Annotated in this window: 21 protein-coding genes, 1 pseudogene and 1 CRISPR repeat array; of the genes and pseudogenes, 15 read left to right on the forward strand and 7 right to left on the reverse strand. The window is 68.8% G+C overall.

Annotation, left to right across the window (positions count from 1 at the left end):
- The first annotated feature begins 289 nt into the window (after window positions 1-289).
- Window positions 290-623: direct repeats of the CRISPR family, unit length 29 nt; unit sequence GGGCTCATCTCCGCGTGCGCGGGGCCGAC.
- A 245-nt stretch (window positions 624-868) separates the two neighbouring features.
- From HMPREF0321_RS17375 to HMPREF0321_RS06040, 3 genes and pseudogenes are all read right to left on the reverse strand, one after another.
- Window positions 869-2,212 (reverse strand): annotated as a pseudogene (locus HMPREF0321_RS17375) (RNA-guided endonuclease InsQ/TnpB family protein); the annotation flags it as partial.
- A 564-nt stretch (window positions 2,213-2,776) separates the two neighbouring features.
- The gene (locus HMPREF0321_RS06035) at window positions 2,777-3,583 is read right to left on the reverse strand and encodes a hypothetical protein (protein ID WP_006945138.1); all 807 of its coding nucleotides are present in this window, start codon (window positions 3,581-3,583) and stop codon (window positions 2,777-2,779) included.
- Window positions 3,584-3,594: 11 nt separating this feature from the next.
- A complete protein-coding gene (locus HMPREF0321_RS06040) occupies window positions 3,595-3,909 on the reverse strand; it encodes a hypothetical protein (protein ID WP_006945045.1) in 315 nt (104 codons plus the stop codon).
- A 174-nt stretch (window positions 3,910-4,083) separates the two neighbouring features.
- Between HMPREF0321_RS06040 and HMPREF0321_RS06045 the strand changes: the two genes are divergently transcribed.
- The 3 genes from HMPREF0321_RS06045 (at window position 4,084) to HMPREF0321_RS06055 (ending at window position 7,764) form a co-directional block, all read left to right on the forward strand.
- The gene (locus tag HMPREF0321_RS06045) at window positions 4,084-4,434 is read left to right on the forward strand and encodes a hypothetical protein (RefSeq protein ID WP_040014582.1); all 351 of its coding nucleotides are present in this window, start codon (window positions 4,084-4,086) and stop codon (window positions 4,432-4,434) included.
- 175 nt (window positions 4,435-4,609) lie between these two features.
- A complete protein-coding gene (locus tag HMPREF0321_RS06050; RefSeq protein WP_040014583.1) occupies window positions 4,610-5,209 on the forward strand; it encodes a hypothetical protein in 600 nt (199 codons plus the stop codon).
- Between the two features lie 131 nt (window positions 5,210-5,340).
- Window positions 5,341-7,764: an HAD-IC family P-type ATPase gene (locus tag HMPREF0321_RS06055; protein ID WP_006945097.1), complete on the forward strand. Its 2,424-nt coding sequence runs from the start codon at window positions 5,341-5,343 to the stop codon at window positions 7,762-7,764.
- A 73-nt stretch (window positions 7,765-7,837) separates the two neighbouring features.
- Here the strand turns inward: HMPREF0321_RS06055 and HMPREF0321_RS06060 are convergent, their stop codons facing one another.
- A complete protein-coding gene (locus HMPREF0321_RS06060) occupies window positions 7,838-8,497 on the reverse strand; it encodes a hypothetical protein (protein ID WP_006945081.1) in 660 nt (219 codons plus the stop codon).
- Here HMPREF0321_RS06060 and HMPREF0321_RS06065 point away from each other — a divergent pair.
- Both HMPREF0321_RS06065 and HMPREF0321_RS06070 read left to right on the forward strand, forming a co-directional pair.
- A complete protein-coding gene (locus HMPREF0321_RS06065) occupies window positions 8,496-8,981 on the forward strand; it encodes a hypothetical protein (protein ID WP_006945048.1) in 486 nt (161 codons plus the stop codon). The genes HMPREF0321_RS06060 and HMPREF0321_RS06065 overlap by 2 nt on opposite strands.
- Before the next feature lie 100 nt (window positions 8,982-9,081).
- The gene (locus HMPREF0321_RS06070) at window positions 9,082-10,371 is read left to right on the forward strand and encodes a hypothetical protein (protein WP_006945171.1); all 1,290 of its coding nucleotides are present in this window, start codon (window positions 9,082-9,084) and stop codon (window positions 10,369-10,371) included.
- A gap of 123 nt (window positions 10,372-10,494) precedes the next feature.
- On the opposite strand, the gene HMPREF0321_RS06075 is transcribed toward HMPREF0321_RS06070, so the two are convergent.
- Window positions 10,495-11,136 (reverse strand): hypothetical protein, encoded by a 642-nt coding sequence (locus tag HMPREF0321_RS06075; RefSeq protein ID WP_006945172.1) that lies wholly within the window; start codon window positions 11,134-11,136, stop codon window positions 10,495-10,497.
- Window positions 11,137-11,377: 241 nt separating this feature from the next.
- Between HMPREF0321_RS06075 and HMPREF0321_RS06080 the strand changes: the two genes are divergently transcribed.
- The 6 genes from HMPREF0321_RS06080 (at window position 11,378) to HMPREF0321_RS06100 (ending at window position 18,229) form a co-directional block, all read left to right on the forward strand.
- Window positions 11,378-12,778 (forward strand): LssY C-terminal domain-containing protein, encoded by a 1,401-nt coding sequence (locus HMPREF0321_RS06080; RefSeq protein WP_006945191.1) that lies wholly within the window; start codon window positions 11,378-11,380, stop codon window positions 12,776-12,778.
- Between the two features lie 419 nt (window positions 12,779-13,197).
- Window positions 13,198-13,779 (forward strand): PadR family transcriptional regulator, encoded by a 582-nt coding sequence (locus HMPREF0321_RS06085; RefSeq protein ID WP_040014584.1) that lies wholly within the window; start codon window positions 13,198-13,200, stop codon window positions 13,777-13,779.
- The gene (locus tag HMPREF0321_RS06090) at window positions 13,761-15,407 is read left to right on the forward strand and encodes a DHA2 family efflux MFS transporter permease subunit (RefSeq protein ID WP_006945093.1); all 1,647 of its coding nucleotides are present in this window, start codon (window positions 13,761-13,763) and stop codon (window positions 15,405-15,407) included. The genes HMPREF0321_RS06085 and HMPREF0321_RS06090 overlap by 19 nt, the downstream gene beginning before the upstream one ends.
- 203 nt (window positions 15,408-15,610) lie before the next feature.
- Window positions 15,611-16,042, forward strand: coding sequence for a universal stress protein (locus HMPREF0321_RS06095; RefSeq protein ID WP_006945137.1), 432 nt, complete (start codon window positions 15,611-15,613; stop codon window positions 16,040-16,042).
- A gap of 124 nt (window positions 16,043-16,166) precedes the next feature.
- A complete protein-coding gene (locus HMPREF0321_RS16420) occupies window positions 16,167-16,337 on the forward strand; it encodes a hypothetical protein (RefSeq protein ID WP_006945135.1) in 171 nt (56 codons plus the stop codon).
- A 206-nt stretch (window positions 16,338-16,543) separates the two neighbouring features.
- Complete coding sequence (locus HMPREF0321_RS06100; protein ID WP_006945014.1) at window positions 16,544-18,229, forward strand: alpha/beta-hydrolase family protein; 1,686 nt, start codon at window positions 16,544-16,546, stop codon at window positions 18,227-18,229.
- Between the two features lie 76 nt (window positions 18,230-18,305).
- Here HMPREF0321_RS06100 and HMPREF0321_RS06105 read toward each other — a convergent pair whose 3' ends face one another.
- Together HMPREF0321_RS06105 and HMPREF0321_RS06110 are read right to left on the reverse strand one after the other, a co-directional pair.
- On the reverse strand, window positions 18,306-19,103 hold the full coding sequence (locus HMPREF0321_RS06105) for a hypothetical protein (protein ID WP_006945005.1): 798 nt from the start codon (window positions 19,101-19,103) through the stop codon (window positions 18,306-18,308).
- A 144-nt stretch (window positions 19,104-19,247) separates the two neighbouring features.
- On the reverse strand, window positions 19,248-20,024 hold the full coding sequence (locus HMPREF0321_RS06110) for a GTPase domain-containing protein (RefSeq protein WP_006945132.1): 777 nt from the start codon (window positions 20,022-20,024) through the stop codon (window positions 19,248-19,250).
- A gap of 188 nt (window positions 20,025-20,212) precedes the next feature.
- Between HMPREF0321_RS06110 and HMPREF0321_RS06115 the strand changes: the two genes are divergently transcribed.
- The 4 genes from HMPREF0321_RS06115 to HMPREF0321_RS06130 all read left to right on the forward strand — a co-directional run bounded on the left by HMPREF0321_RS06115 (window position 20,213) and on the right by HMPREF0321_RS06130 (window position 23,122).
- A complete protein-coding gene (locus HMPREF0321_RS06115) occupies window positions 20,213-20,404 on the forward strand; it encodes a hypothetical protein (protein WP_040014585.1) in 192 nt (63 codons plus the stop codon).
- 200 nt (window positions 20,405-20,604) lie between these two features.
- Window positions 20,605-20,949, forward strand: coding sequence for a DUF3072 domain-containing protein (locus HMPREF0321_RS06120; RefSeq protein ID WP_253184123.1), 345 nt, complete (start codon window positions 20,605-20,607; stop codon window positions 20,947-20,949).
- A 205-nt stretch (window positions 20,950-21,154) separates the two neighbouring features.
- Window positions 21,155-22,546, forward strand: coding sequence for a deoxyribodipyrimidine photo-lyase (locus tag HMPREF0321_RS06125; protein ID WP_006945161.1), 1,392 nt, complete (start codon window positions 21,155-21,157; stop codon window positions 22,544-22,546).
- Between the two features lie 21 nt (window positions 22,547-22,567).
- A complete protein-coding gene (locus HMPREF0321_RS06130; protein WP_006945179.1) occupies window positions 22,568-23,122 on the forward strand; it encodes a hypothetical protein in 555 nt (184 codons plus the stop codon).
- Window positions 23,123-23,182: the final 60 nt, after the last annotated feature.

The raw sequence follows: 23,182 nt of genomic DNA on the forward strand, positions 1-23,182 counted from the left end.
TTGCGATCGGCAGCGCGGCAGTCAGTGCCACAGCGGGAACCGACACGGCATTGGCCTGCTGCTTATAGAACCCGCAAGTTGCATGTCTCGCCCCGCCGATAGCTGATCGGCAGGGGTCGTCTCTGCACACCGAGCAGCAGGGTGCTCAGATGCGACCCCCAGCGTCTCTCAGAGGTGTGCAAAACCCTTGGCCAAACTCAGGGCGCCAAAACCGTCTCCAGATGATGCGTTTTGCACTCCGCGTGCGTGGAGCCAACTGATGATGACGTGAACGTGTGGCAGCGAGCCGGGGCTTATCTCCGAGTGCACGGGGCCGACACGCCGCATGGCGCGTCACCTCAACCGAGTTCGGGCTCGTCTCTGCGTGTATGGGGCCGATCTGCGGAGGGTGAACCCGTGGCCACACGAACCGGGCTCATCTCCGCGTGCGCGGGGCCGACTTGACGATGAGGATGCCGAACTCGGTGCCGGCGGGCTCATCTCCCCGTGCGCGGGGCCGACGATCACCCCAGCCACAGCGGGCGGTGACCCCGGGGCTCATCTCCGCGTGCGTGGGGCCGACATCTTGAGTAGCGCGCCGCGGTTCGGTTTGTTGGGCTCATCTCCGCGTGCGCGGGGCCGACCCTTGCGGGGTGCTGTGTTTCCGCGCTTTGCAGTTGGTGGGGGAAGCATTTGCCCTCACTTTCGCTTCCCCGTCGGGGGGAGATGACCGGACGCGATTACACGGCCGGGGTGGCCCACCTCGCGGTGGGTCTTCCCGCTTCGCAGAACGTCGCGCGACAGATGTCTCACCGCGCCCTCCACGGGCGTTTTGCGACTCCTCCATGCCGGGGGCGTCGTGGGATGCGAGAGCGGTGCGAAGGACGTTCTTCGCCGCGTTGACGTCACGGTCAAGCACCGTGGCGCAGTTCTCGCAGTGGTACACGCGTTCCGACCGGGGCAGATTGGCTTTCTCCGCCCCGCACGTCGAACACGTCCTGCTCGTGGGAACGAAGCACCCTGAGGGCAGGAGCTGCGATCGGTACCACGAAGTCTTGTAGGTGAGTTGTCGCCGCATCTCGGCGAAGCTCGCGTCGAGGATGGAACGGTTGAGGCCCGCTTTCGCGGCGACGTTGCGGCCAGGCTTGTCGATGCTGCCTCGTGCGCTGCGCGTCATGACGGCGACGTTGAGGTCGTCGACAGCGACGACGGCGTGCGAGGTCGCGAGCTGCTTCGTGATGGCGTGCAGTGTGCTCGCGCGGTGCTGGGCGACAGCGGCGTGCTCTCGCGCGAGACGGGCTCGAGCCTTGACGCGGCCCGTCGTGGGTGTGACGCGTTGGCCACGCTTGGGGGTGTCGATGAGGTCGCCGTTGGGTAGGCGCCACTTGCTGCGCGACAAGGCGCGCTGGGCGCGGGTCAGCCGCTTCTGCGCCGCGCGCAGGTGGCGCGGGTTGTCGATGATGGTGGCGTCGCTGAAAGCCATCAGGTGGTGCACACCCACGTCGACCCCGACCGCGCCTGCGGCTTGCTGGCGCGGGGTGGGGTGGTCGGGGATGTCGAGTGTTTCCAGCGCGAGGATGCTCACTGACCAGCCGTTGCCCGCGCGGGAGATCGTGGCTGACTGGATGCGTGCCACGCCGCGACGGATGCGTCGGGCGAGGTGGCGGATGTTGCCCTTGAGCCGGATGGAGCCGGTGACGGAGATCTTCTTCGGCAGCGTCAGTCGGCGGTAGCCGTCCGGGCGGATGCTGGGACGCTTCACGTCGTGGGCCAGGGTGAAGCTATCGCGGCAGCGCCCCTTGGACTTGAAGCGGGGGTATCCGACACGCCGCCCGGCGCGTCGACCTGTCAGGGAGTCGAGCCAGTTCTGCCACGCCGTGTCAGCTTGGCGCATCCCCGAGACCCAGCTGCGGCGGTTGACCTCGGTGCGCCAGGCGTAATCCGGGTCGCGGTCGAACGCCTTCTCGTTGGTTTGGGATGTGGGGATGCGGTAGTAGCGCGAGGCGTCCTTCTTCGCGGCGGCGAGGGCCTGATCTGCGTCGAGGTGGCCGTAGCGGGTGTAGGTCAGATCGGCGACGCACGCGCTCCACATGCGGTGGGCGTGCACCTTGGCGCCGAGGGCCCAGTTGAAAGCGGCGCGGGAGGCGCCCGCATGAGAGGCCAGTGCTGCGGTCTGTGCGTCGGTCGGGTCCAGGGGGACGCGGTATGCGCGCAAGATTTCACGAGTGGTCATGGGGTGCCTCCTTCCTTGGTGAGAACCTAGTCGTGCACACCGACAACCCCGGAATTCCGGGGAATCTATGGGGTTGGGGGGTGTGGAGCTTCGTCGCGTTGTTGCGGGCTCGGGGTGGGACCCGTGCGCGGCCGTATGCGCGCGGGGATAACCCACTCGTTACGCACCCGCGTCTCGACGCCGCGCTCTGCCCACACGACGCGGCAGTGCCACAGCGAACCTTCGACACGCTGCTCGATGAGCAGGGCTTGCACCCACTCGCCGTCGACATACAACTCGACGTGCCCATCACGCGGTGCGACCCCACGAGGAAGCTCCCACGGGCGTTCGTCGGGGTCTTCGGGGATGCCGGCGCGTACCCCGATCGGTGCGACGTGCCCGTCCTTGCGATTCATCCCGCCAGCCATCGTGGCACGTGGCGCCGACAACGGCTTATCAGGCAGGTCGCGACGTCCTGCGCAGGCGGGAAGCCGCTCACCAAGGGGGTGTGAGCGAGGGTGTCACTCCGGGCGCCCACGGAGCGGGGGTGGTGAGTCCATTGGACTCACCACCCCCGTCGTCCTGCTAGCTCATCTGAGGACCCTGGTGAGAGAGTCCGGAAGGAGAGTCGCCGTAGTCGCTGTGGCGCTGATGGCGCGCTGCCAGCGCATCACGCACTCTCGGGCTACCCTCGGCGTTGATCTGCTGCTGGGTGCGAGGCGGGGACGGCGAAGCTGAGTCGGTCTCCCACTCATCCCACGCCTGCTCCCACAGCGCCGATTCATCCTCATCCTGATGGCCCCTGGTCGCCGCCGCGGTCTCGGTGGCCTGAGCCTGCGGGGCGACCGGTGTGGTGACCTCTTCTTGCGGTTCTCCCTGCTCTTCGTCCGAGTCCTGGCCGCGCATCACTCGCTCGAGTTCGGCGACCTTGTGACGCACGGCCTGCAGTTCGGCTTCACGGGCGAAGGGCTGCCCAAGGTTCGCCTCGGCCGTCACCTTGTCGCGCTGTGCTGCGTCGAGTCGCTGCTCCGCCCTCGTCAGTGCTCCTTCCATGCCGGCGAGAGCGTTTTCCATCTTGGTGACGACGCCGTGCGACCCGGGTAGTCCCATGAGCGCGAACGCGTCGTCACGCACGAAGACGTCGTCGGGGGCTGCCTGCATCTGGAGGTTCGCCTTCGTGACACCCAGGCTGGAGTCGACGACCACGTCGAACCGGTGCCCGCCCAGCGTCACCAGGGCCTCGAGCGTGACAGGTTCTCGCGTGACGCGGGCGCGTGACGCGGCTGCGCCGAGGTGCTCACGGATGGCGTTGGCAGCTTCGACGCGCTCGGTGAAGACCTGGCCCGCGACGGTGGCGCGGAACGCGTCACCCTTCGTCTCGGTGCGGTCCACGATCGCGTCATTCAGCGCCGGGATGCGTCGCGAGTAGCTACTGATCGCGGTGTTCGCCGCGTCAACCGCCTGCCGGGTCTGGGTCTGTGATCGCCGGTGCCCGCGGTCGGCAGGCTTTCCAGGACCGACAGGTCTTGGTCGGCCTGGGCTTTCTCCAGGATGAGGGGGTTGTCCGAGGCGATCGCCTTGACCTCGCTCATGTTGAACGACTGGCTCGTCTCGATGTCCTCAGCGGTACGCGTCGCGGAGCCCTTGATGCACGTCCGCTTCGACTCCAGCTCCCGCAGGTCCGTGACCTTCGCACCCGGCAAGAAGTTCAGCGCCACGACTCTCCGCCATGATCGTTCTCGAGAGGCCCACCCCGAGCGCCTGCCGCCGACCTCACGACGCGGGTGTTGGCTCTCGAAACCGCTCTCGAACGGATCGTCTCAGAACGTGCCGACAACGATGGGGTTTGAGAGAGAGGTCGACCTGCTTGCAGTGCGGCGAAACTCGCGCTGATGTATGCCGAGCAGTTCTCAGCCGCCGCAAGCCTGTCCGGATACTTCAGCCCGCACGAGGACGAGATGACGGGTTCGTTGTTCGGTGGGCAGGAGAAGCTGCACCAGGAGAACGACCTGACGTGGCGGATCCAGCACCTGCCGATTCCCCACAGCGCGATCTTCGCGACGATGGGCCAGGCCGAGGGTGGTGACGAGGGCATCGAGAACACCCGCGCGTTCATGGCGGCTGCGCGGGCACCCCTCACGACGAAGTTCGAGGTCGTCGACGGCGGTGGCCACAACTTCGGCACGTACCAGCGCGTCATGCCCGATGCGTTCGCGTGGCTCAGTACCTACACGGGGCGCTGACCGGCAGACGACGTGGCCCGTCGCCAGTGTCCACGAAATCAGCCCCCGTTCGACGAGGCAGGCGGCCCAGCGGCGAGATTCGGGCAAAGCAAGAACTTGAAAGCGCAATGACCTCTAGGATCGGCGGTGACGTGCCGACGGCCGTCACCCCTCCCACCTCGAAGGAAACGCCCAGATGAACCGTGCCCTCGCCCTGGCCGGCGCGACGACGCTCGCCGCCGCCACCGCCTTCACCGCCACGCCCGCCCTGGCCGCGGCGACCGTCACGACGCGCGTCGCGAACCTTGCCGTGACACCGACGACGGTCACGAAGGGCTCGAGCATCACGCTCAAGGGCCAGGCGCAGAAGCTGGCGAAGACCTGGACGGCGACTCCGGGTGCGTCTGTCGTCGTGTTCTTCGACGCTGACGGTTCTGCCCCGAACACCGCGCAGCGCACGCTGAAGGCCGATGCGCGCGGCAACTTCGCGACGTCGATGGCCCCGCAGGCGAGCGGATACTGGAGTGTTCAGCTCAAGGCGACGTCGACGAACAAGGCCTCGACATCGACGCGTGTCTACGTCAAGGTCACGGCCCCCGCGCCATCGCGCGGCAGCGCCATCGTCATGCCGAAGGGCAGCGTCAACTGCCCCAGTTGGGCGCCGATCAAGGGCAATGCGTCGAGCCACATCTTCCACAGGCCCGGCCAGCGCTTCTACGCCAAGACGCAACCCGAGATGTGCTTCTCGACGCCGGCTGCCGCGATCAAGGCGGGGTATCGCGCGTCGAAGATCTGATCGCAGCCCATGATGGCGGGTACTCACAGGTAGGCGCGCAGCTGCCCGCCTACCTGTGAGTGACCCGCCACCCTGAGTCTCGGCCCGGCCCTCGCGCCACGCGGGGGAGGCCGTCACGAGACAATGGGTCGATGGGAGAGCGGGAACAGCACGAGGCGGGCCTGAGCACGGCCGAGGTGGAGGAACTGACGCGTCGTGGGGAGGTCAACCACGCCCCTGACGACGGCATGCGCTCGACGTGGCAGATCGTTCGAGCGAACCTGTTCACACGCATCAACGCGATCTTCGCGATCCTCGTGGCCCTCGTCGTCGCGACGGGCTCGCTGCGCAACGCGCTGTTCGGGCTCGCCATCGTCATCAACAGCATCGTCGGCATCGCGCAGGAGCTGCGCGCCCGTCACACGCTGAAGCAGCTCAGCATCGTCAACACGGCCGAGGTGACGGTACGGCGCGACGGCGAGGCGAAGAAGATCCCGACGACGGACATCGTCACCGGCGACATCGTCGAGCTGTCGTCCGGTTCGCAGATCGCCGTCGACGGTGTCGTCGTGCGCGCCGACCACCTCGACGTCGACGAGTCACTGCTGACGGGCGAATCAGACCCGATCGACAAGCGCAGCGACGACGACCTGCGCTCCGGCAGCTTCGTCGTCGCGGGCTCGGGGCTGATGCGCGCCACCGCCGTCGGCGGAGATTCGTACGCCGCCAAGCTCACGGCCGACGCCGGCGAATTCACGCTCGTGCGCTCCGAACTGCGCAGCGGCATCGACAGCATCCTCAAGGTCATCACCTACCTGCTCATCCCCGCCGGCCTCATCACGATCGTCAACCAGCTGCTGCTCGCGCGCGACGACTGGAAGCAGGCCGTCCTCGGCATGGTGGCCGCACTGACCCCGATGGTGCCCGAGGGCCTCGTGCTGCTGACGTCCGTCGCGTTCGCCGTCGGCGTCATCCGCCTCGGGCGCCGTCAGTGCCTCGTCAACGAGCTGCCAGCGATCGAGGGCCTCGCGCGCGTCGATGTCGTCTGCGCCGACAAGACGGGCACCCTTACGGAGCCGGGCATGACGCTCGAACGCGTCGAACCGCTCGGTGACACCGACGAGGGCAGTGCGAAGGAGGCACTCGCCGCCCTCGCGCACGCCGACGAGCACCCGAACGCGACGATGCTCGCCGTCAAGGACGCGTTCGGCGATGCGCCGGGTTGGGGCGTCGAGGCGCGGGCGCCGTTCAGTTCCGCGACGAAGTGGTCGGGCGTCTCGTTCGCCGGGCACGGCAACTGGGTCATGGGCGCCGCCGACATCCTGCTCGACCCCGACAGCGCCGACGGTGAGCGCGCAACGGAGGTCGGCGCGAGCGGCGCTCGCGTGCTGCTGCTCGCCGAGGCGGAGACGCGCGTCGACGCCGACGGCGCGCCCGGCGAGCTGACGCCGCGCGCCCTCGTCGTGCTCGCGCAGAAGGTGCGCCCCGACGCCGCGAAGACGCTCGAGTACTTCCACGACCAGGGCGTCGAGGTGAAGGTCATCTCCGGCGACAACGCGCGCAGCGTCGGCGCCGTCGCCGAATCCCTCGGCCTCGGCGAGGCCGACCAGGCGCTCGACGCACGCAAGTTGCCCACGGACACAGCCGAACTCGCCGACGCGCTCGACAAGGGCGTCGTGTTCGGGCGCGTCAAGCCCGACGGCAAGCGCGCGATGGTGCGGGCGCTGCACAGCCGCGACCACATCGTCGCGATGACCGGTGACGGCGTCAACGACGTCCTCGCCCTCAAGGACGCGGACGTCGGCGTCGCCATGGGCTCCGGCAGCGACGCGACACGCGCCGTCGCCCAGATCGTCCTGCTCGACAACAAGTTCGCGACGCTGCCGCACGTCGTCGCCGAGGGCCGCCGCGTCATCGGCAACATCGAACGCGTCGCTCACCTGTTCCTCACGAAGACGATCTACGCGGTGACGCTCGCCCTCGTCATCGGCCTGCTCGGGCTCGGGGCGCACCTGTTCCACACGCCCTCGCTCGCGTACCCGTTCGAGCCGATCCACCTGACGATCGCCGCCTGGTTCACGATCGGCGTTCCTTCGTTCGTGCTGTCACTGCTGCCCAACAGCGAACGAGCGCGCAGCGGATTCGTGCCGCGCGTCATGCGGTTCGCGATTCCGTCGGGGCTCGTCATCGCCGCCGTCACGCTCGCGTGCTACCTGCTCGTGCGCCACGGCCAGGGCGGCGGTGCGGACGCCGTCACCGACGCAGGGTTCGGCGCCGGGCACACCCAGATCGCGACGGCGACGCTCACGACGCTCATCGCGTGCAGCTGGTGGGTGCTCGTCATCGTCGCGCGTCCGCTCGACCGCCTGCGTCTCGCGCTCGTGACGGCGTGCTTCCTCGCCTACGTCCCGATGTTCCTGCTGCCGTTCACCCGTCGCTGGTTCTCGCTCGACCCGACGAACCTGTCGAGGATGGCGATCGCGGCTGCCTGCGCGCTCGCTGGCGTCGCCGCGCTCGAGGGTGTGCACCGCGTGGTGGCGCGACGTCAGGGCCAAGCGCCCGCGGTGCACGGCTGAACGTGATGACCTTGCCCGAGATCGCGTCGTTCCCGACGCGATCTCGGGCAAGGTCACCGCGAGCCGTACGACATCACGCGCCGAGATCGTCCAGCCGAGCGATCCAGGGGTGGTTCGGTTCGGTAAGCGTCAGGGCATCCCGCAGCCATTCTCGTGTCGAACGCTCGAGCAGTGGCGCCGTGACGGTGAAGTCGCGCTCGTCCTTGTCGCGTAACCCGCGCGATTTCAAGAGCAGTTGCAGTTCCGGCCGGAGGTACCGCACGCCGTCTCGCTCCCACAGGGCTCGCGTCATCGGGAGGCGAAGGCGGGAATCGCGTTTGTAGACCCACTCTTGCTCGCTCCCCGGGCTGAGCAGGATGTCGTACTCCCAGGCGCTCGCGGCATCCGGCCTCGCCCAGATCTGCCCGCACCCGCGCGGGAGGACGTCGTCAGGCGCGCCATCCGCGTCGACGTCGGGAAGCAGTGGGGTCAATGAACCCGCCGCGGCGGCCCAGGCGTGCAGGCGTCCTGCGAGATGACGTCGAAGCAGGGGCAGGTCATTACGCAGTACGGACGGATCGATGTCGTCGTGTTCGCGTGATGCACCCGTGAAGGCCTCGATGGCCCAGCCCCCGGCGATCCACCACAAGCCGGGGTAGCTCGCGAAGAAGTGCTTGACGTCACTCGGGGTCAGCGGCGCCCACCGGCCGTAGAGAGCCAGGAAATCCTCGTCGGTGAGGTGATTCACGGTCATGCCAGCGAGACTAGGCGGAACACCGCGGCGGCGTGGAAAGCTGACGAGTATCGATTCCGTAGCCACGCCGTCGCGCTCGGACGCCCACTGGCTGCTGCCCATCAACCCCGCAGCGCACGCCGAGCACCAGCCCGACGACTGGCGCACCCGCTCGGACGCCACGGCGGTGTGGGCTGCCATCGGGCGCTCGCAGCCACTCGAACGCTGGTGCCTGCGCAGTGGCTACCGCACGATGCGGGCGGGCGACGTCATCTGGGCCTATCTCGCCGTGCGCCAAGAGGTGTGCGCTTTCGGTCGCGTGCGCGCGGTCGTCGAGGCTGACGGCGCCTGGTTCGTCGACGTCACCTGGGACGAGCACGCGACCCGGGCGCTGAACCGCAGCCCCGTCGCGCGAGGCCGTTTCGGCCAGGTGCCGATGTCGACCTGCCGCGCGCGGGCGACGGCCGTCGAGGTGCTCTGCTGTGCGATGGAGGACCTGCTCTGACGCACCGTCCGGCGCGTCGACTTGGGCGCTCGTCAGGGGTCCCGCGTACTGTGGAACGGCAGACAAGAACACCGGGGGCAAACGGGAGGAACACGTGAGCATGGCCGCTGACGGCAACGGAACGACGAACGATGGACGAGGCGACGACGGCACCGCGAAGGCGCTGTCGAAGGCTGCGGTGGCGCGCCGCACCGTGCTGAGCGGCGCGGGCGTGTGGGCGCTCGCCGCATGCAGCACGTCGTCGAAGTCGGACGGCTCCGGCAAGGGCGTCAAGGCCGGCAGCTCGGCCAAGGCGTCGGCGTCGTCGGCGAGCCCGCAGGGCAAGACGATCGGCGACGGGTCGATGAGCGACACCGGCCCGCAGCCGGGGCTCTACAAGCCCAAGAAGCTCAAGAAGGGCGACGTGCCGCCGCAATTCGTCGTCGTGTCGTGGGACGGTGCGGCCGAGCTCGTCGACAACCCGTTGCTGTCGCGCTTCCGCAAGGTTTCACGTGAAACCGGCGCGCACATGACGCTGTTCCTCTCCGGCATCTACTTCCTGCCCGAGAGCAAGAAGACGCTCTACCACGCGCCGCACCACAAGCCTGGTGCGACCGACATCAACTTCCTGCCCGATGACTGCGTCCACGCGACGATCAAGGGCATCGGTGAGTCGTGGACTGAGGGCCACGAGATCGGTACCCACTTCAACGGCCACTTCTGCGGCCCGACGGGTGGCTCGACGTGGTCGCCGAGCGACTGGGGCAGCGAGATCGAGCAGGCCCGCTCGTTCGTCGCGAACTGGCGCACCAACACCGGGTTCCACGACCTTCCGCCGCTGCCCTTCGACTACGACAAGGAACTCATCGGCGGACGAACGCCCTGCCTCGAGGGCGGCGACAACCTGCGCACCGAGGCCGCGAAGCTCGGGTGGCGCTACGACACGAGCAAGAGCACGCTGCAGATGTGGCCGAAGAAGGACAAGGGGCTGTGGGACATGAGCCTGCAGTCCATCCCGCTGGCCGGCACGCGCTTCCAGGTGCTTTCGATGGACTACAACATCATGTTCAACCAGTCGAAGGTGACGAAGGGTAACCCCGCCATGCACGCGAGGTGGCGCAAGCAGGCCGTCGACTCCTACATGGCCGGGTTCAATCGTTCGTACGAGGGCAACCGCGCTCCGCTCGTCATCGGCAACCACTTCGAGGGCTGGAACGGCGGCATCTACATGGACGCCGTCGAGGAGGTCATGCGCAAGGTCGCCGCGCACAAGGACGCGAAGATGGTGTCCTTCCGTGAGCTGTGCGACTGGATGGACGCGCAGGACCCGAAGGTCGTCAAGAAGCTGCAGGCCCTCGCTCCCGGCGAGACGCCGCCCGGTGGCTGGGACGAGTACCTCGAACTCACCTGAGCCACTGCCCGGCGCCCCGGCTGGGTACACGCAGAACGGCCCGAACCTCTCGGGAGGTTCGGGCCGTTCCGATGCCGGGTGTCGTCGAGGGCCGCCATCAAGACTGGCCGCTCGCCGGATCCGTCATCGGGTGCGACGGCGAACGACGAGCGTGCCGCCCGCTGCAGCGAGAAGCGCGCCGCCCGCGAACGCCGCGGTGGTGTTCGTCGAGCTGCCCTCGTGCGTCATGTCGGTCTGCACCTTCGGGCCCACAGTGGTCGAGCCCGTCGTCGTGCCGCCGGGGGTTCCCGGCTTGGACGGCGTGGGCACGGGCTGCGCCGACGCGCCGATCTTCACGTCGACGGTCTTCGTGACGTGGGAATTGTTGGCGTCACCGCAGTACCAGAAGTCGAGCTTCACCTTGTATGTGCCGGGCTTGGTGTAGCGGTACTGGTAAGGAGACGAGAAGTTGAGTGGCGAGACGCCCTTCGAGGTGCACTGCAGGACGCCGGAATCACCGCCGGTACGGCCTTTGCCGTCACCGAAGTCGACACTCATGGACATGGGGCCAGGGGTACGAGTCGTCGTGTGATCCGGCCCGTTGGCATGGTGCTGCGTGCCCTTGAGGTTGAAGTTGAATGCGACGGTGGTGCCGTCGGTCGTGTAGGTGATGCTGGGAGTCGCCGACACGCCGGGCCCGGCCGTGGGGGCTGCGTAGGCGGGGGCGCTGAACAGGGCGGCTCCGGCGAACGTCGTCAAGCATGTGGTGCGGACAAAACGGTTCATGGCATTTTCCTGTTCTCGAGTCGGTGCGTGTTGGGCACACCTCCTTTTTCAGTATTGCCGTGTGTGACGTGGAACACGAGAGCTCGAGCCGAGAACTTCGACAGCCGACGGTGGGCGCATCGGCGTTCGGTCGTCGACTGCGACGGCCACCGCCACGCCGCCGGCCGGGATGCGGGGCGAACGCGGGGGACAATGGGGTGCGGACCCTCGTCCGGAGGGGGTCGTGAGGGGTGGGAGGACCATGAAACGCGACGGACGCTCGAGCGAGACACGCGCGAGCACCGACCCCTCGTGCGCCCTGGCCCCGGTCCGCGAATCCGGCGCGGGTGAGGCCGCTGAGCCGGTCGTCATGATGGGCGGGCTCGGTCGGCATCTCGGGCTGGCATGGCTGGAGAACGTCTTCTTCTTCGCCGTCATGATCTGCTCGTTCGTCTTCGCCGTGCTGCTGCTACGCGAGGCGACGTGGTCGTGGTCGCTGCTCCTGTTGCTCGTCGGGTTCTGGGCCGTCATGGCCTACCTGGCGCTGCCACGGTTGCACCGCGTCCTCACGACGATCTACGTGCCCGACTACTTCATCGGCTGCAGCCGTACGACGGACGGGCGCCTCGGCGATCCCCTCAACCTCGCATTCATCGGCGACGAACAGCAGATCCACGAGACGATGACGCGCGCCGGGTGGGTCAAGGCCGACCCGGTGACGCTCGGGTCGAGCGTCCGCATCGTCGTGTCGTCGCTGCTGCGCCGCAGCTACGCCGAGGCGCCCGTCAGCCCGCTCGTGCTGTTTCGGCGCACGCAGGAGTTCGCCTACCAGCAGGAGGTGGACGGCAACCCGTCGCAACGTCACCACGTTCGGTTCTGGCCGACGCCCGACGAGTGGTTGCTGCCCGGCGGCCGGCGGGTCGATTGGCTCGCGTCGGGCACGTTCGACTCCGGCGTCGGCCTGTCGTTCTTCACGCTGCAGGTCACGCACCGTATCGCCCGCGACATCGACACCGAACGCGACCACGTGCTGCGCACGGTGACGGACGCCGATCCGGCCGTCAGCGTCGAGATGCTCCACGACTTCACGAGCGGCTACCACAGCCGCAACGGCGGCGGCGACGCAGTGATGACGGACGGCGACCTGCCCGTCGTCGACCTCACCGCCGTTGCCGTCGCCCCGGGCGCGACGGTGTACGGCGCCAGCGAGGACGGGCAGGTGCTCGGCACGGTGGGGCGTCGCCCGCCATCGATCGTCGCGGCCTGCGTGCTCGCGGTGGCCTCTGCCCTCGTGTCGATGGCGGCGCTCGTCTGGGGCGGCGACGGTGTTCTGGGGCCGAACGGCCGGGACGTCCTCGGCGACGTTCCGGCCGAGTTGCCGACGAACGTCGCCCTGTGGATCGGGGTATTGACGTATGTGCCGATCCTGTGGCTCGCGTACCGCACGTTCTTCGGCGGGGTGTGGGCGCGACTCATCATGATCGCTCTCGTCACCCTGTCGCAGGCGAGCCAGATGTGGCAGTACCTGCAGGGCACGCGGGCGACGTTCGGCGCGTTGCTGTCCCTCTCCGTCGACCTGCTCGTCGTCTATGCGCTGACGAGCCTGTCGGCGCGCGATTGGGTCGAGCAGGGCCTCGTCGAGGGTGAGGGCGCCGCGGCCTGACGGTGTGGTGTTTCACGTGAAACGCGCTCGTGCTCTGCTCGTGGCTGACAGACTCGCTCGCCCGGTCAGTCAGCGAGGGTCTGCTCGATGCCCTCACGGTACGACCCGCGACCTCAGGGGCCGATGGCAACCTCTACACGGGTCAGAACCCGCAGTCGACCGGCGCCCTCGCCGAGCGGATCCTCGCCGACCTCTCCTGACGTCTACGGCTGCCCCGGCGCGACGGGCGTCGCGCCGGGGCAGCCGTGCGCTTCGCTCAGGGGTGAATGTGACCAAGAACCGCCGATGTGGCCATGAGCCGCAAAGGTGGACGAAATTCGCAGAGGTGGACGTAGATCGCCGTTGCGTACGGGGCGGGTGAGCAAGGTCACGGGAACGAGGGTTTCGTCTTTGAATAGTCCATGTGGAATAGTCATCGCGTGACCACAACAGACCCCCTGGAAGTGGCGCCGCTGGCGGTCGCCGTCCTCAGTCTTCTCGCGGAGCGCGACATGCATCCGTACGAGATGATCCAGACCCTCCGCGCGCGCCGGGAGGATCAGTGGGTGAAGCTGCGGCCCGCGTCGCTCTACCACAAGGTCGACGGGCTCGTGGCGCGCGGCCTCGCGGAGGTCGTGGGCACCGAGCAGGACGGCAACCGCCCGCCCCGCACGACGTACCGCCTCACGGACGCGGGGCGCGAGCTCCTCGTCGCGTGGATCAGCTCCGCCATCACCGTCGTCGAGAACCCCTACTTCTCGTTCTCCCTCGCCCTCGGCGAGCTCGAGGCTCTCGGCCCGGAACGCGCGGCGCGCCTGCTCACCGAGCGCGTCACCGTCCTGGACGAGCACATCGCCCAGATGCGCGACAGCCTCGAGCAGGGGCGCAACCAGGGCGCGAAACGCATCTGGATGCTCGCCCACGAACACCGCCTCGCCACTTTGACGACCGAGCGCGACTACATCGCCTCCGTCGTCCATGACATCGAATCGAAGGAACTCACATGGCCGACCAGCCACTGACCGACGACGCGTCCGCGACGTCGGGCGCGCCTGCGGCTCCCGCCGCAGGCGCCGCCCACTCTGACGCGGGCGCGTCCGCCGCCACGGGCGCCCCGCCGCAGCAGTCCGCGTCGGGGCGCCGAACTGCGGCAGATGCGGGCGCGAAGACGCCGGGCGCCGCGCCCGACATCAACCCGTGGGCTGCGCTGAGCGCCCTGCTCATCGGGTTCTTCATGATCCTCGTCGACTCGACGATCGTCTCCGTGGCGACCGAGACGATGGTCGACAAGCTCGACACGAGCCTCAACAACGTCCTGTGGGTGACGAGCGGGTACCTGCTCGCCTACGCGGTGCCGCTGCTCATCACCGGACGCCTCGGTGACCGTTTCGGCCCGAAGAACCTCTACCTCATCGGCCTGGCCGTGTTCACGTTGTCGTCGGCCGCGTGCGGCTTCGCCCCGAATGTCGGCGTCCTCATCGCCGCGCGCGTCGTCCAGGGTCTCGGTGCGGCGATCATGACGCCGCAGACGATGGCCATCATCACGCGCATCTTCCCCGCGGACGGTCGTGGCAAGGCCATGGGCGTGTGGGGTTCGACGGCGGGTGTCGCGACGCTCGTCGGCCCGATCCTCGGTGGTGTCCTCGTCGACCATGCCGGGTGGGAGTGGATCTTCTTCGTCAACGTGCCCGTCGGCCTCATCGGTCTCGCGATGGCGTGGAAGCTCGTGCCGTCGCTGCCGAGTCACGCGCACAAGTTCGACCTCGTCGGGGTCGCGCTGTCGGCCGTCGCGCTCTTCTGCGTCGTGTTCGGCATCCAAGAAGGCGCGCAGTACGACTGGGGCACGATCACGGGCATCATCTCTGTGCCGCTGCTCATCATCCTCGGCCTCGTCTTCTTCGTCCTGTTCATCCTGTGGGAGCGGCGATACAGGGGTGAGCAGCTCGTGCCGCTGCACCTGTTCGCGAACCGCAACTTCTCCCTTGCCAACATCGCTATCACGTCCGTCGGGTTCGCGATCACGGCCATGTCGTTCCCGATCATGATCTACGCGCAGGCCGTGCTCGGTTACTCGCCGACGAAGGCCGCGCTGCTGCTCGCGCCCATGGCCGTCATCTCCGGTCTGCTCGCCCCTGTCGTCGGTGGTCTCGTCGACCGCAAGCACCCCGCGATCCTCGCGGGCTTCGGGCTCGTCTGCTTCTCCGTCGCCCTGTTCTGGTACGGCCGGATGCTCGGCGCCGACACGTCGATCTGGTGGCTGCTCGCCATCGCCTGCCTGCTCGGTGTGGCCAACGGGTTCATGTGGGCGCCGCTCTCGGTGACGGCGACGCGCACCCTCGAACCGCGCTTCGCCGGCGCAGGTTCGGGCATCTACAACACGACACGTCAGATCGGCGCCGTCATCGGTTCCGCCGCCGTCGCCTCCCTCATGGATTCGCGCCTTCGCCACCACCTTGGTGAGCAGGCTGCGGGTGGCGCGCATCAGGCGGGCGGCGGTCACATGCCGACGCAGGTCGCCGAGCAGTTCGCCCGCGCCATGGGCGAGACGCTGTACCTGCCGGCCGCGGTGCTCATCGTCGGCATCATCGCCGCGGTGATGTTCACCAACCCGCACCGCAGGACGGGCCGCCACGCGGCCGACGCTCACTGAGCGCCCGAAGCCGAGGGCTCCGGACGAACATTGCCCGCGAACGCGTCAATGATGACGCGTTCGCGGGCAATGTTCGTCCGGGTTCGATGGGGTGGTCGCTCGATCCGTGCCAAAGGTCCCTGGCCCCGGGGCGCGTCGCGGCCCTAGCGTGAAGGTGAGACCCGGCGTCGGGCTCATCGCAACATTCACGAGAGGTGCCTCGGATGGCTGACAACACGACCAAGCCCATCGTCGTCGGAGTCGACGGATCGCCGTCGTCGCTGAGCGCCCTCGAATGGGCCGCGCAGCACGCCGAGCTGACGAAGCAGCCGCTCGAGGCCCTCGCGACGTGGCAGTGGCCCACCAACTACGGCTACGCCGTGGCGTTCGAAGCCAACTTCGACCCGGCGCAGGAGAGCACGCAGATGCTCGACGAGATCGTCGCGAAGGTGCAGGCCGACCACCCGAGCATCGAGGTGCGACCGCACGTCATCGAGGGCGACACGCGCAATGTGCTCGTCAAGCGCTCCAAGGAGGCGGCGCTGCTCGTGCTCGGCAGCCGCGGCCACGGCGAGCTGACGGGCATGCTTCTCGGCTCCGTCAGCGGCTACTGCGTCACGCACGCCGACTGCCCCGTCCTCGTCACGCGCCACTGACGCGGCGCGGCCCGGCGCGTGACCGGGCCGGCGACCTGACGCGTCGCGGATGCGTCGTCCCATCGGCGGGCTGCACCCCGGCGGACGGTGGCGCGCGGCGCCGTCACGGGAGTAGGTTCGTGCCATGAGTGACACGAGCAGCGAGAACTACACCCCCGAGGTCGACCAGCAGGATGGCGGCCCCGGCGCCCAGACCGGCGGCGACGGCGGCGAGAACAATGATGTCGCGAGCGGCGGTCGCAGCGACGAGGGCAGCACCGACGAAGGCCAGCACGCCGACGCCGACGAGAGCTGACGGCGGCCGCCGCTGAGCGCGGTGGTTTGCCGCGAGCGTCGGCAGGCACGACACGACGCACGCGCACGCCCCACCTGAACACGACGCACGCGCCCCGGCGCGTCGAACCTGCGTGGCCGCGAGCCCGGCACGGTGACGACGCGACCGGGGCGCATGCGTCGTGCCCGCTCTGAGACCATGGGGCAGACCCCGATCCGAGGAGCCTCATGCCGTCCACCGCAGCCCCCGCGCCGCCGCGCGTCAGGTTGCTCCTCGCACGCTTCTCGCACACGGGTCTCGTGTTCGCCGCGCTGTTCTACATCATCGCGAACACGCCGTCACTGCTGCCGCGCCCCTGGTGGATGCAGGGTCTTGTCGCGGCGCTGAGCGGGGTGTGCGGGTACGTTCTCGGCCTCGCGCTGGGGCGTCTCGCCCACGCGACGGCGCGCTGGTTGGGCCTGCATGTCACGATGAACCCGCGTCGACGCGTGCTGCTCGGCCGCATCGGCATCGCGTTCGCGGCCCTGATCGTCATCAGCTTCCCGCAGGCGACGATCGACTGGCAGCGGGAGGTCAGCCGCCAGGTCGACGTCGACGGGCCGGGGTGGTGGTATCCGACCGGTTCGACGCTCGTCGCGGTCGTCGTGTTCGTCTTGTTCATCCTCGTCTGGCGCGGCCTCGCCGGGCTCACCCGCTTCTTCCTCACGAAGGTCTCCTCACGCATCGTGCGGGAGGCAGCGGCCCGTCTCGTCGCATCGGTCATCACGGTCGCGACGGTCGTCGTGGCGATCGACGTCGTCGTCGAACCCGCAGTCCTCGCCGTCGTCGGGGGCAACGCAGACCGCGTCAACAAGCAGATGCCGCGCGGTGAGCACGCACCGACGTCGTCGTTGCGCAGTGGTGGCCCCGGCTCGCCACTGACGTGGAACAGCCTCGGCCAGGACGGCGCGAAATTCGTCGCCGCGGGGCCGGACGCGAAGCAGATCGCCGACGTGACGAAGACGCCAGCCAAGGAGCCGGTGCGGGTGTTCGTCGGCGCGAATCAGTCGTTGGAGAAGAGCGCCGACCTCGCGGTGGCCGAGCTCGACCGCACCGACGCCTGGAAGCGCAAGGCGATGCTCGTCATCACGCCGACGAGCACCGGCTACGTCAACCTGTGGGGCGCCGCGTCCTTCGAGTACCTGCTCGGCGGCGACACCGCTGCGGTCGGAATGGCGTACTCGAACCTGCCGTCGGCATTCGGCCTGCTCACCGCGCCACGCGACCCCGGCAAGGCGTCGCAGATCCTCCTCGAGAAGGTGCGGCGCCGCGTCGACGCGATGCCCGCGGCCCAGCGCCCGAAGGTGTACTTCACCGGCGAATCGCTCGGCGCCTACGGCGCGGACGACTCGTTCGACTCGCCGCAGCAGATGTTGGAGCGCACCGACGGCGGCGTCCTCAGCGGTACGCCCGCGTTCTCGCCGAACCGGCAACGCCTGACGCGTGAGCGCGCGCCCGGTTCGACGACGATCGACCCCGTCGTCAACGGCGGACGCCACATCCGTTTCGCCGGTGAGCCGTCGCAGCTGGGCGCCGACGAGTACGACCGCCCTCTGGGCGCGTGGCAGAAACCGCGCGTCGTCTACCTGCAGCACCCGTCCGACCCCGTCGTGTGGTGGTCGCCGCGCCTGATGTTCAACTCACCCGAGTGGCTGCGTGAGACGCGCGACAACACGCCGATGGCGCAGATGAGCTGGGCTCCGTTCGTCACCTTCTGGCAGGTCAGCGCCGACATGCTCGTCTCCAACGAGGTGCCCGGCGGCTACGGTCACCGCTACTTCGGCGCCGAGATGGTGCCGGCCTGGGCGAAGGTGCTCGACGTCGACCCCGGCTCGCGCGAGGATGCCATCATCGACGCCGTGGGGCGCCGCTGAGCGCGCTCGCCGTCAGCGATCATCGCCCGGAAATCGTCATCCTCGACGCGTTTGCGGGCAATGATCTGGCGGGCCGTCAGTTCTGACGCGTCGGATCGAGCTTGCCCGTCATCGTCACCCCACCGGTGCTGACGGTGAAGCTCGCGACCGCGTTCGTGCACGTCATGCCGCTGACGTTGCTCGTGCACGTCGTTCCTGCGGAGGTGAAGCTGCTGCCGTAGTCGAGCACGGCCGTGCCGTCCTTCGTCGTCACCGGTGCGTTCGGCACGCTCGACGTCCAGCGCGCAGCCTCGCCGTCGGTGTCGAAACCGGGGTCACCGGTGAGGAAACCGACGCCCTTCGGCGTCAGCATGACGTAGTTCGCGCCGCCGTGCTTCGCCGACACCTCGGGGGTGAGGTGGCAGCCGACGACGCCCTTCGTCATGTCGCACCAGTTGCGGCCCGTGGGCGTCGTGAACTGCGACCATCCTGTCGCGGCGTAGGCGTATGCCGTCGCGGTGCCGCTCGTCGACGGCGCGCTGCTCGCCGAGGCGGTCGGCCCTGCCGAGTCCTGACTGCCGGACGGCGCCGCGCCCGAGCCTGTTGCGCTCGCCTGCGGCGCTGCGGGGTCGCTCGCCGACGCACCGTCGCTCGTGCTCGGCGACGTGGACGAGGCGCTCGCGGCCGTGCTGGAGGGCGTGCTCGGGGACGTCGACGACGACGCGGAAGAGCTGCGCTCGGAGGGCGTCTGGCTCGGTGCGGCCTGCTGCGTCGTCGACGACGCGGACGGCTGCGCCACCGTGGCGTTCTGCGACGCGCCGTCCTGGCCATTTCCGCACGCGGCGAGCGCGAGCGTCAGCAGGCCCGCGGCGGTGAGAGCTGGGACGGTGCGCATGAGTTCCCCTTGTCGTCGAACGGTACCGACACGTCACGCCGTGCCGCACCTCCACTGTGGCAGAGATGGCGGCCGTGGTGAAGGCGCCATGCCGACCGAGACGACCCGGCTGAAACCCGTGCCCGGCAGCCCGATTCGCTCACGTCACAGGTGGCCGCTGAGCGCCGCCATGCGGGATTCGAGCTTGCCGACAAGGGCGTCGAGCTCCTTGGAGTTCTCGGCGCTGACGGGCAGGACGTCGATCGAGATCGTCGCTCCACCGGCGAGGGAGCGCAGTTCGTCGAGCTTCGCGGCGAACGGCGAACTGCTGCCGGGTGAGTAGTAGTCGACGGCCGCGTCGATGTCGTTCGGGTAGAGGTCGGCCTTCGTCACGGCGATGACGACCCACATCGGCTTGGCTCGGCGCACCGCCATCGCGGCGATGCGGTGCGCGGTGATCGTCCAGTCCTCCAGCTCCGCGGCGAGCTGCTCGTCGCGCGTGCGTGAGGGCGCGGCGCCGCTCGTGCCGCCGGCGCGTCGCGGCGTCGCGTGGCCGTAGGAGACGACGTGGACGATGCCGTCGACCGGCTCCTCGTAGAACACCTCGTCGAGGGCTGCGAGGCGCGTCGCGGCGTTGTCGCCGGGCACGACGCGGAAGCGGAAACCCTTGAGCCGCGGCGACTTCGACGTCCGACGCTCCATCGTCGCCGAGCCGGCCTCGGTGACGGCGTCGGGGCTCGTGCGGCGCGCGAGACGGTCGACGAGGCGCGTCTTGCCGACGCCCGTCATGCCCGTGACGGCGACCGTCGGGTAGCGGCGATGCACGAGGGAGGAGATCTTCTCGGGTGCCGCGGTGAGGGCGGTGAGGGCCGTTCCGGCCAGGCTGGCGCCGGCAGCGGCGAGGCCGGCGTTGTGGCGGGCACCGGTGTTCTTCGAGGGCACGGTTCACCTTTCGGCAGAGGCTCGTTCGGCGCCGGGGCGCCGAGCACTTTGCCCTCTAGTCAACCCGAAACGGCGTCGAAACGCCTCTCCGAGGGTTTCTTCGACGCCTTCGCGATGCTGCGCGCTCGCCGCGTCCGACCATCCGCGTGGGTGGTGAACCAGCGGCCTGCGCGTCCTAGAGTGAAGACATGACTCGCGAAGACATCCACGAAGCAGCCAAGAACGACGACGCGGACGGCCAGAAGCCCGGCGGCGCCGGGGAGGTCTCCGAAGGCGGCAGCGGTTTCGGCACCGACAGTGAGGCGAACGTCGTCAACGGCGCCGACGCTGTGCCCGACAAGACGACCGGCGGCACCAGCCCCCGTACGCCCAACCAGTGAGCTGAGTGCCTCCGACCAGGTGCCGGCCGGCCCTGCCCCCGAGGGCACGGCCCGCTCTGTCCCTGGAGGTCTCGCCGGCGATCCGGCGACGGCATGACGCGTCTGACGGTGCGCCCGATCTGTTGTGCGCCTCCGTCGCGCCGGCGAAATCACGCCCGAGGGTGTAGCGGTTGTCGGTGCCTCGGTCTAGCCTCACGAGCATGACTGACATGAATACGAATCAGCCCGACGAAACCCTCGGGGCGCCCGCTCCGGGTGCCCCGAACGGTCAGGCTCAGCAGGCTCAGCAGGGCCAGGACATGCTCGGCGCGACGGAGCCGACGCAGGGTGGCCCGAACGATGCCTCCCCGCAGCGGGACCCCGACGAGTGGGCCACCGGCGACGAGCCGATGACCGAGGCGCAGAAGTCGTACCTCGACACGCTCGCCAAGGAGGCGGGCGAGACGCTGCCCGCCACGCTGACGAAGGCCGAGGCGAGCAAGCACATCGACCGCCTCCAGGGTTCGAACAACCGCGTCAACCAGCAGGGCACGCAGGGCAACTGAGGCAACTGCCAGACGCCACCGGTCGGCCTGGCGCGACATGTTTCACGTGGAACATATGGCGCCAGGTCGGGCGGAGGTGTGCTGCGACGAGCGGGCGGCGCACTGCGCGGTGACCACGGGTCATGCCCCCACCGGGGCTCGAGCGCGCACCGAATGACGTGTCGATGATGCCCAGCGCGAATCGGCAGACCCCACAATGGCTTCCATGACTTCTCTCGTCTGGTTCCGTGACGACCTGCGTACGTTCGACCATCCGGCGCTGCGTGCGGCGGTCGATCACGCCGTCACCTCCCAGGGCTCGCAGGAGTCGGATGACGGCGCGTCGTCCGAGCCCGCGGGCGTCGTCGCGCTCTTCGTCCTCGACGAGGAATCGGACGGCCTCCGCCCGCTCGGCGGTGCGGTGAAGTGGTGGCTGCATCACTCGCTCGTCGCCTTGCGCGCGAAGCTCGAGGCGCTCGGCATCCCGCTCGTCCTGCGACGCGGCGCCGCGCATGACGTCGTCCTCGATGTGGTCGAGACGTTCGACGTCGACTTCGTCGGCTGGAATCGCCGATACGGCGGGCCGGAGCGCGTCGTCGACGCCGGGATCAAGGCGGCGTTCGCCGAGCGAGACGTCGAGGTGCACTCGTATGCGGCGAACCTGCTGTTCGAGCCGTGGACCATCACAACGGGTGGGGGCACCCCGTACCGCGTGTTCACGCCGTTCTGGAAGGCGTGCCTGAGCGAGCCCCAGCCGCGTGAGCCGCTCGACGCGCCGTCAGCGCTCACCCCGCCGTCCGCACTCGTCGAGCAGGCCGGCCAGGCGAGTGACGACCTCGACACCTGGGCGTTGCTGCCGACGAAACCCGACTGGTCGACCGGCATCGCCAAGGCCTGGACGCCGGGCGAGGACGCCGCGCACGAGCTGCTCGCCGACTTCCTCGACGACGCCGTCGTCCACTACGCCACCCAACGCGACGAACCGTCGAAGCCGGCGACGTCGCGCCTCTCGCCGCATCTGCGCTTCGGGGAGATCAGCCCGCAGACGATCTGGCATGCGGCGCGGCGCAGCGGCAAGGATGTCGAGACGTTCCTGTCGGAGGTCGGTTGGCGCGAGTTCGCGTGGCACACGCTCTACGACAACCCTGACCTTCACGAGGTGAACCTCAATCGGAAGTTCGACGCGTTCCCGTGGCCGCCGCTCGACGAGGACGCGCTGCTCGCATGGGAGAAGGGCGAGACGGGCGTCCCGCTCGTCGACGCGGGCATGCGCGAGCTGTGGGAGACGGGCACGATGCACAATCGCGTGCGCATGGTCGTCGCGTCGTTCCTGACGAAGAACCTGCTCATCGACTGGCGCATCGGCGAGGAGTGGTTCTGGGACACGCTCGTCGACGCCGACGCCGCGAGCAACCCGTTCAACTGGCAGTGGGTCGCCGGGTGCGGCGCCGACGCCGCACCGTACTTCCGCGTCTTCAACCCCGAGACGCAGCGCAAGAAGTTCGACCCCGACGAGCGTTACGTCCGCCGCTGGGGCGCTGACGACGGCCGCGAACCCATCGTCGACCTCGCCGAGACGCGCAAGGCCGCGCTCGCGGCGTACGAGCACACGAAGTGATCGGCGTGGCAGGCTGAGCCCATGCTGAGCGACGACCAGATCGAGGCGATGACGTTCGAGCAGCGTCGCGATCTCATGCGACGTCTGGAGAAGACGCCGACGTTGTCGCCGCGCTTCGTCAGACGCCTCGATACGGTGCGTCGGGTGCGCCTCGCCCTCATGGCCGTCTGCACGATCGGGTTGGTGCCGTGGATCATCTACCTCGCGTTCGCGCTGCCGCCCGTGTACGACGCGCACAACTGGCGGTTCGCGTGGGTGGGGTTCGACGTCATCCTGCTCGCCTTCATGGCGGCGACCGCGTGGTGCGCGTGGCGTCGGCGCCAGCTCGTCATCCTCTGCTCGTTCACGACGGGCATGCTGCTCGTCTGTGACGCGTGGTTCGACGTGACGACCGTGGCGCCGGAGGATCGCATCTGGTCGATCCTCTCGGCGGCCTTCATCGAGCTCCCGCTCGCCTTCATCCTTGTCTACGGGTCGCTGCGACTGCTGCGGGCCATCGGCGAGGCTCGCCTGCTCATCCAGCCCGGGCAGCGCCTGCGAAACATCACGATCCGGCTGCCTCGCGACGACGCGTGAGCGCCGGCGGGTTCGTCGCGTTTCAGGCCTCGGCGATGCGTGAGGAGGCGTCGTCGTCGC

The sequence above is a fragment of the Dermacoccus sp. Ellin185 genome, from assembly GCF_000152185.1.
In the GTDB taxonomy this organism is placed as follows: Bacteria; Actinomycetota; Actinomycetes; order Actinomycetales; family Dermatophilaceae; genus Dermacoccus; species Dermacoccus nishinomiyaensis.

What these genes read in the sequence shown, in the direction of transcription:
- HMPREF0321_RS06045 (WP_040014582.1), top strand. Translation starts at nt 4,084, where the DNA reads ATGTATGCCGAGCAGTTCTCAGCCGCCGCAAGCCTGTCCGGATACTTC.
- HMPREF0321_RS06050 (WP_040014583.1), top strand. Translation starts at nt 4,610, where the DNA reads ATGAACCGTGCCCTCGCCCTGGCCGGCGCGACGACGCTCGCCGCCGCC.
- HMPREF0321_RS06055 (WP_006945097.1), top strand. Translation starts at nt 5,341, where the DNA reads ATGGGAGAGCGGGAACAGCACGAGGCGGGCCTGAGCACGGCCGAGGTG.
- HMPREF0321_RS06065 (WP_006945048.1), top strand. Translation starts at nt 8,496, where the DNA reads ATGCCAGCGAGACTAGGCGGAACACCGCGGCGGCGTGGAAAGCTGACG.
- HMPREF0321_RS06060 (WP_006945081.1), bottom strand. Translation starts at nt 8,497, where the DNA reads ATGACCGTGAATCACCTCACCGACGAGGATTTCCTGGCTCTCTACGGC.
- HMPREF0321_RS06070 (WP_006945171.1), top strand. Translation starts at nt 9,082, where the DNA reads ATGGCCGCTGACGGCAACGGAACGACGAACGATGGACGAGGCGACGAC.
- HMPREF0321_RS06075 (WP_006945172.1), bottom strand. Translation starts at nt 11,136, where the DNA reads ATGAACCGTTTTGTCCGCACCACATGCTTGACGACGTTCGCCGGAGCC.
- HMPREF0321_RS06080 (WP_006945191.1), top strand. Translation starts at nt 11,378, where the DNA reads ATGAAACGCGACGGACGCTCGAGCGAGACACGCGCGAGCACCGACCCC.
- HMPREF0321_RS06090 (WP_006945093.1), top strand. Translation starts at nt 13,761, where the DNA reads ATGGCCGACCAGCCACTGACCGACGACGCGTCCGCGACGTCGGGCGCG.
- HMPREF0321_RS06095 (WP_006945137.1), top strand. Translation starts at nt 15,611, where the DNA reads ATGGCTGACAACACGACCAAGCCCATCGTCGTCGGAGTCGACGGATCG.
- HMPREF0321_RS16420 (WP_006945135.1), top strand. Translation starts at nt 16,167, where the DNA reads ATGAGTGACACGAGCAGCGAGAACTACACCCCCGAGGTCGACCAGCAG.
- HMPREF0321_RS06100 (WP_006945014.1), top strand. Translation starts at nt 16,544, where the DNA reads ATGCCGTCCACCGCAGCCCCCGCGCCGCCGCGCGTCAGGTTGCTCCTC.
- HMPREF0321_RS06105 (WP_006945005.1), bottom strand. Translation starts at nt 19,103, where the DNA reads ATGCGCACCGTCCCAGCTCTCACCGCCGCGGGCCTGCTGACGCTCGCG.
- HMPREF0321_RS06115 (WP_040014585.1), top strand. Translation starts at nt 20,213, where the DNA reads ATGACTCGCGAAGACATCCACGAAGCAGCCAAGAACGACGACGCGGAC.
- HMPREF0321_RS06120 (WP_253184123.1), top strand. Translation starts at nt 20,605, where the DNA reads ATGACTGACATGAATACGAATCAGCCCGACGAAACCCTCGGGGCGCCC.
- HMPREF0321_RS06125 (WP_006945161.1), top strand. Translation starts at nt 21,155, where the DNA reads ATGACTTCTCTCGTCTGGTTCCGTGACGACCTGCGTACGTTCGACCAT.
- HMPREF0321_RS06130 (WP_006945179.1), top strand. Translation starts at nt 22,568, where the DNA reads ATGCTGAGCGACGACCAGATCGAGGCGATGACGTTCGAGCAGCGTCGC.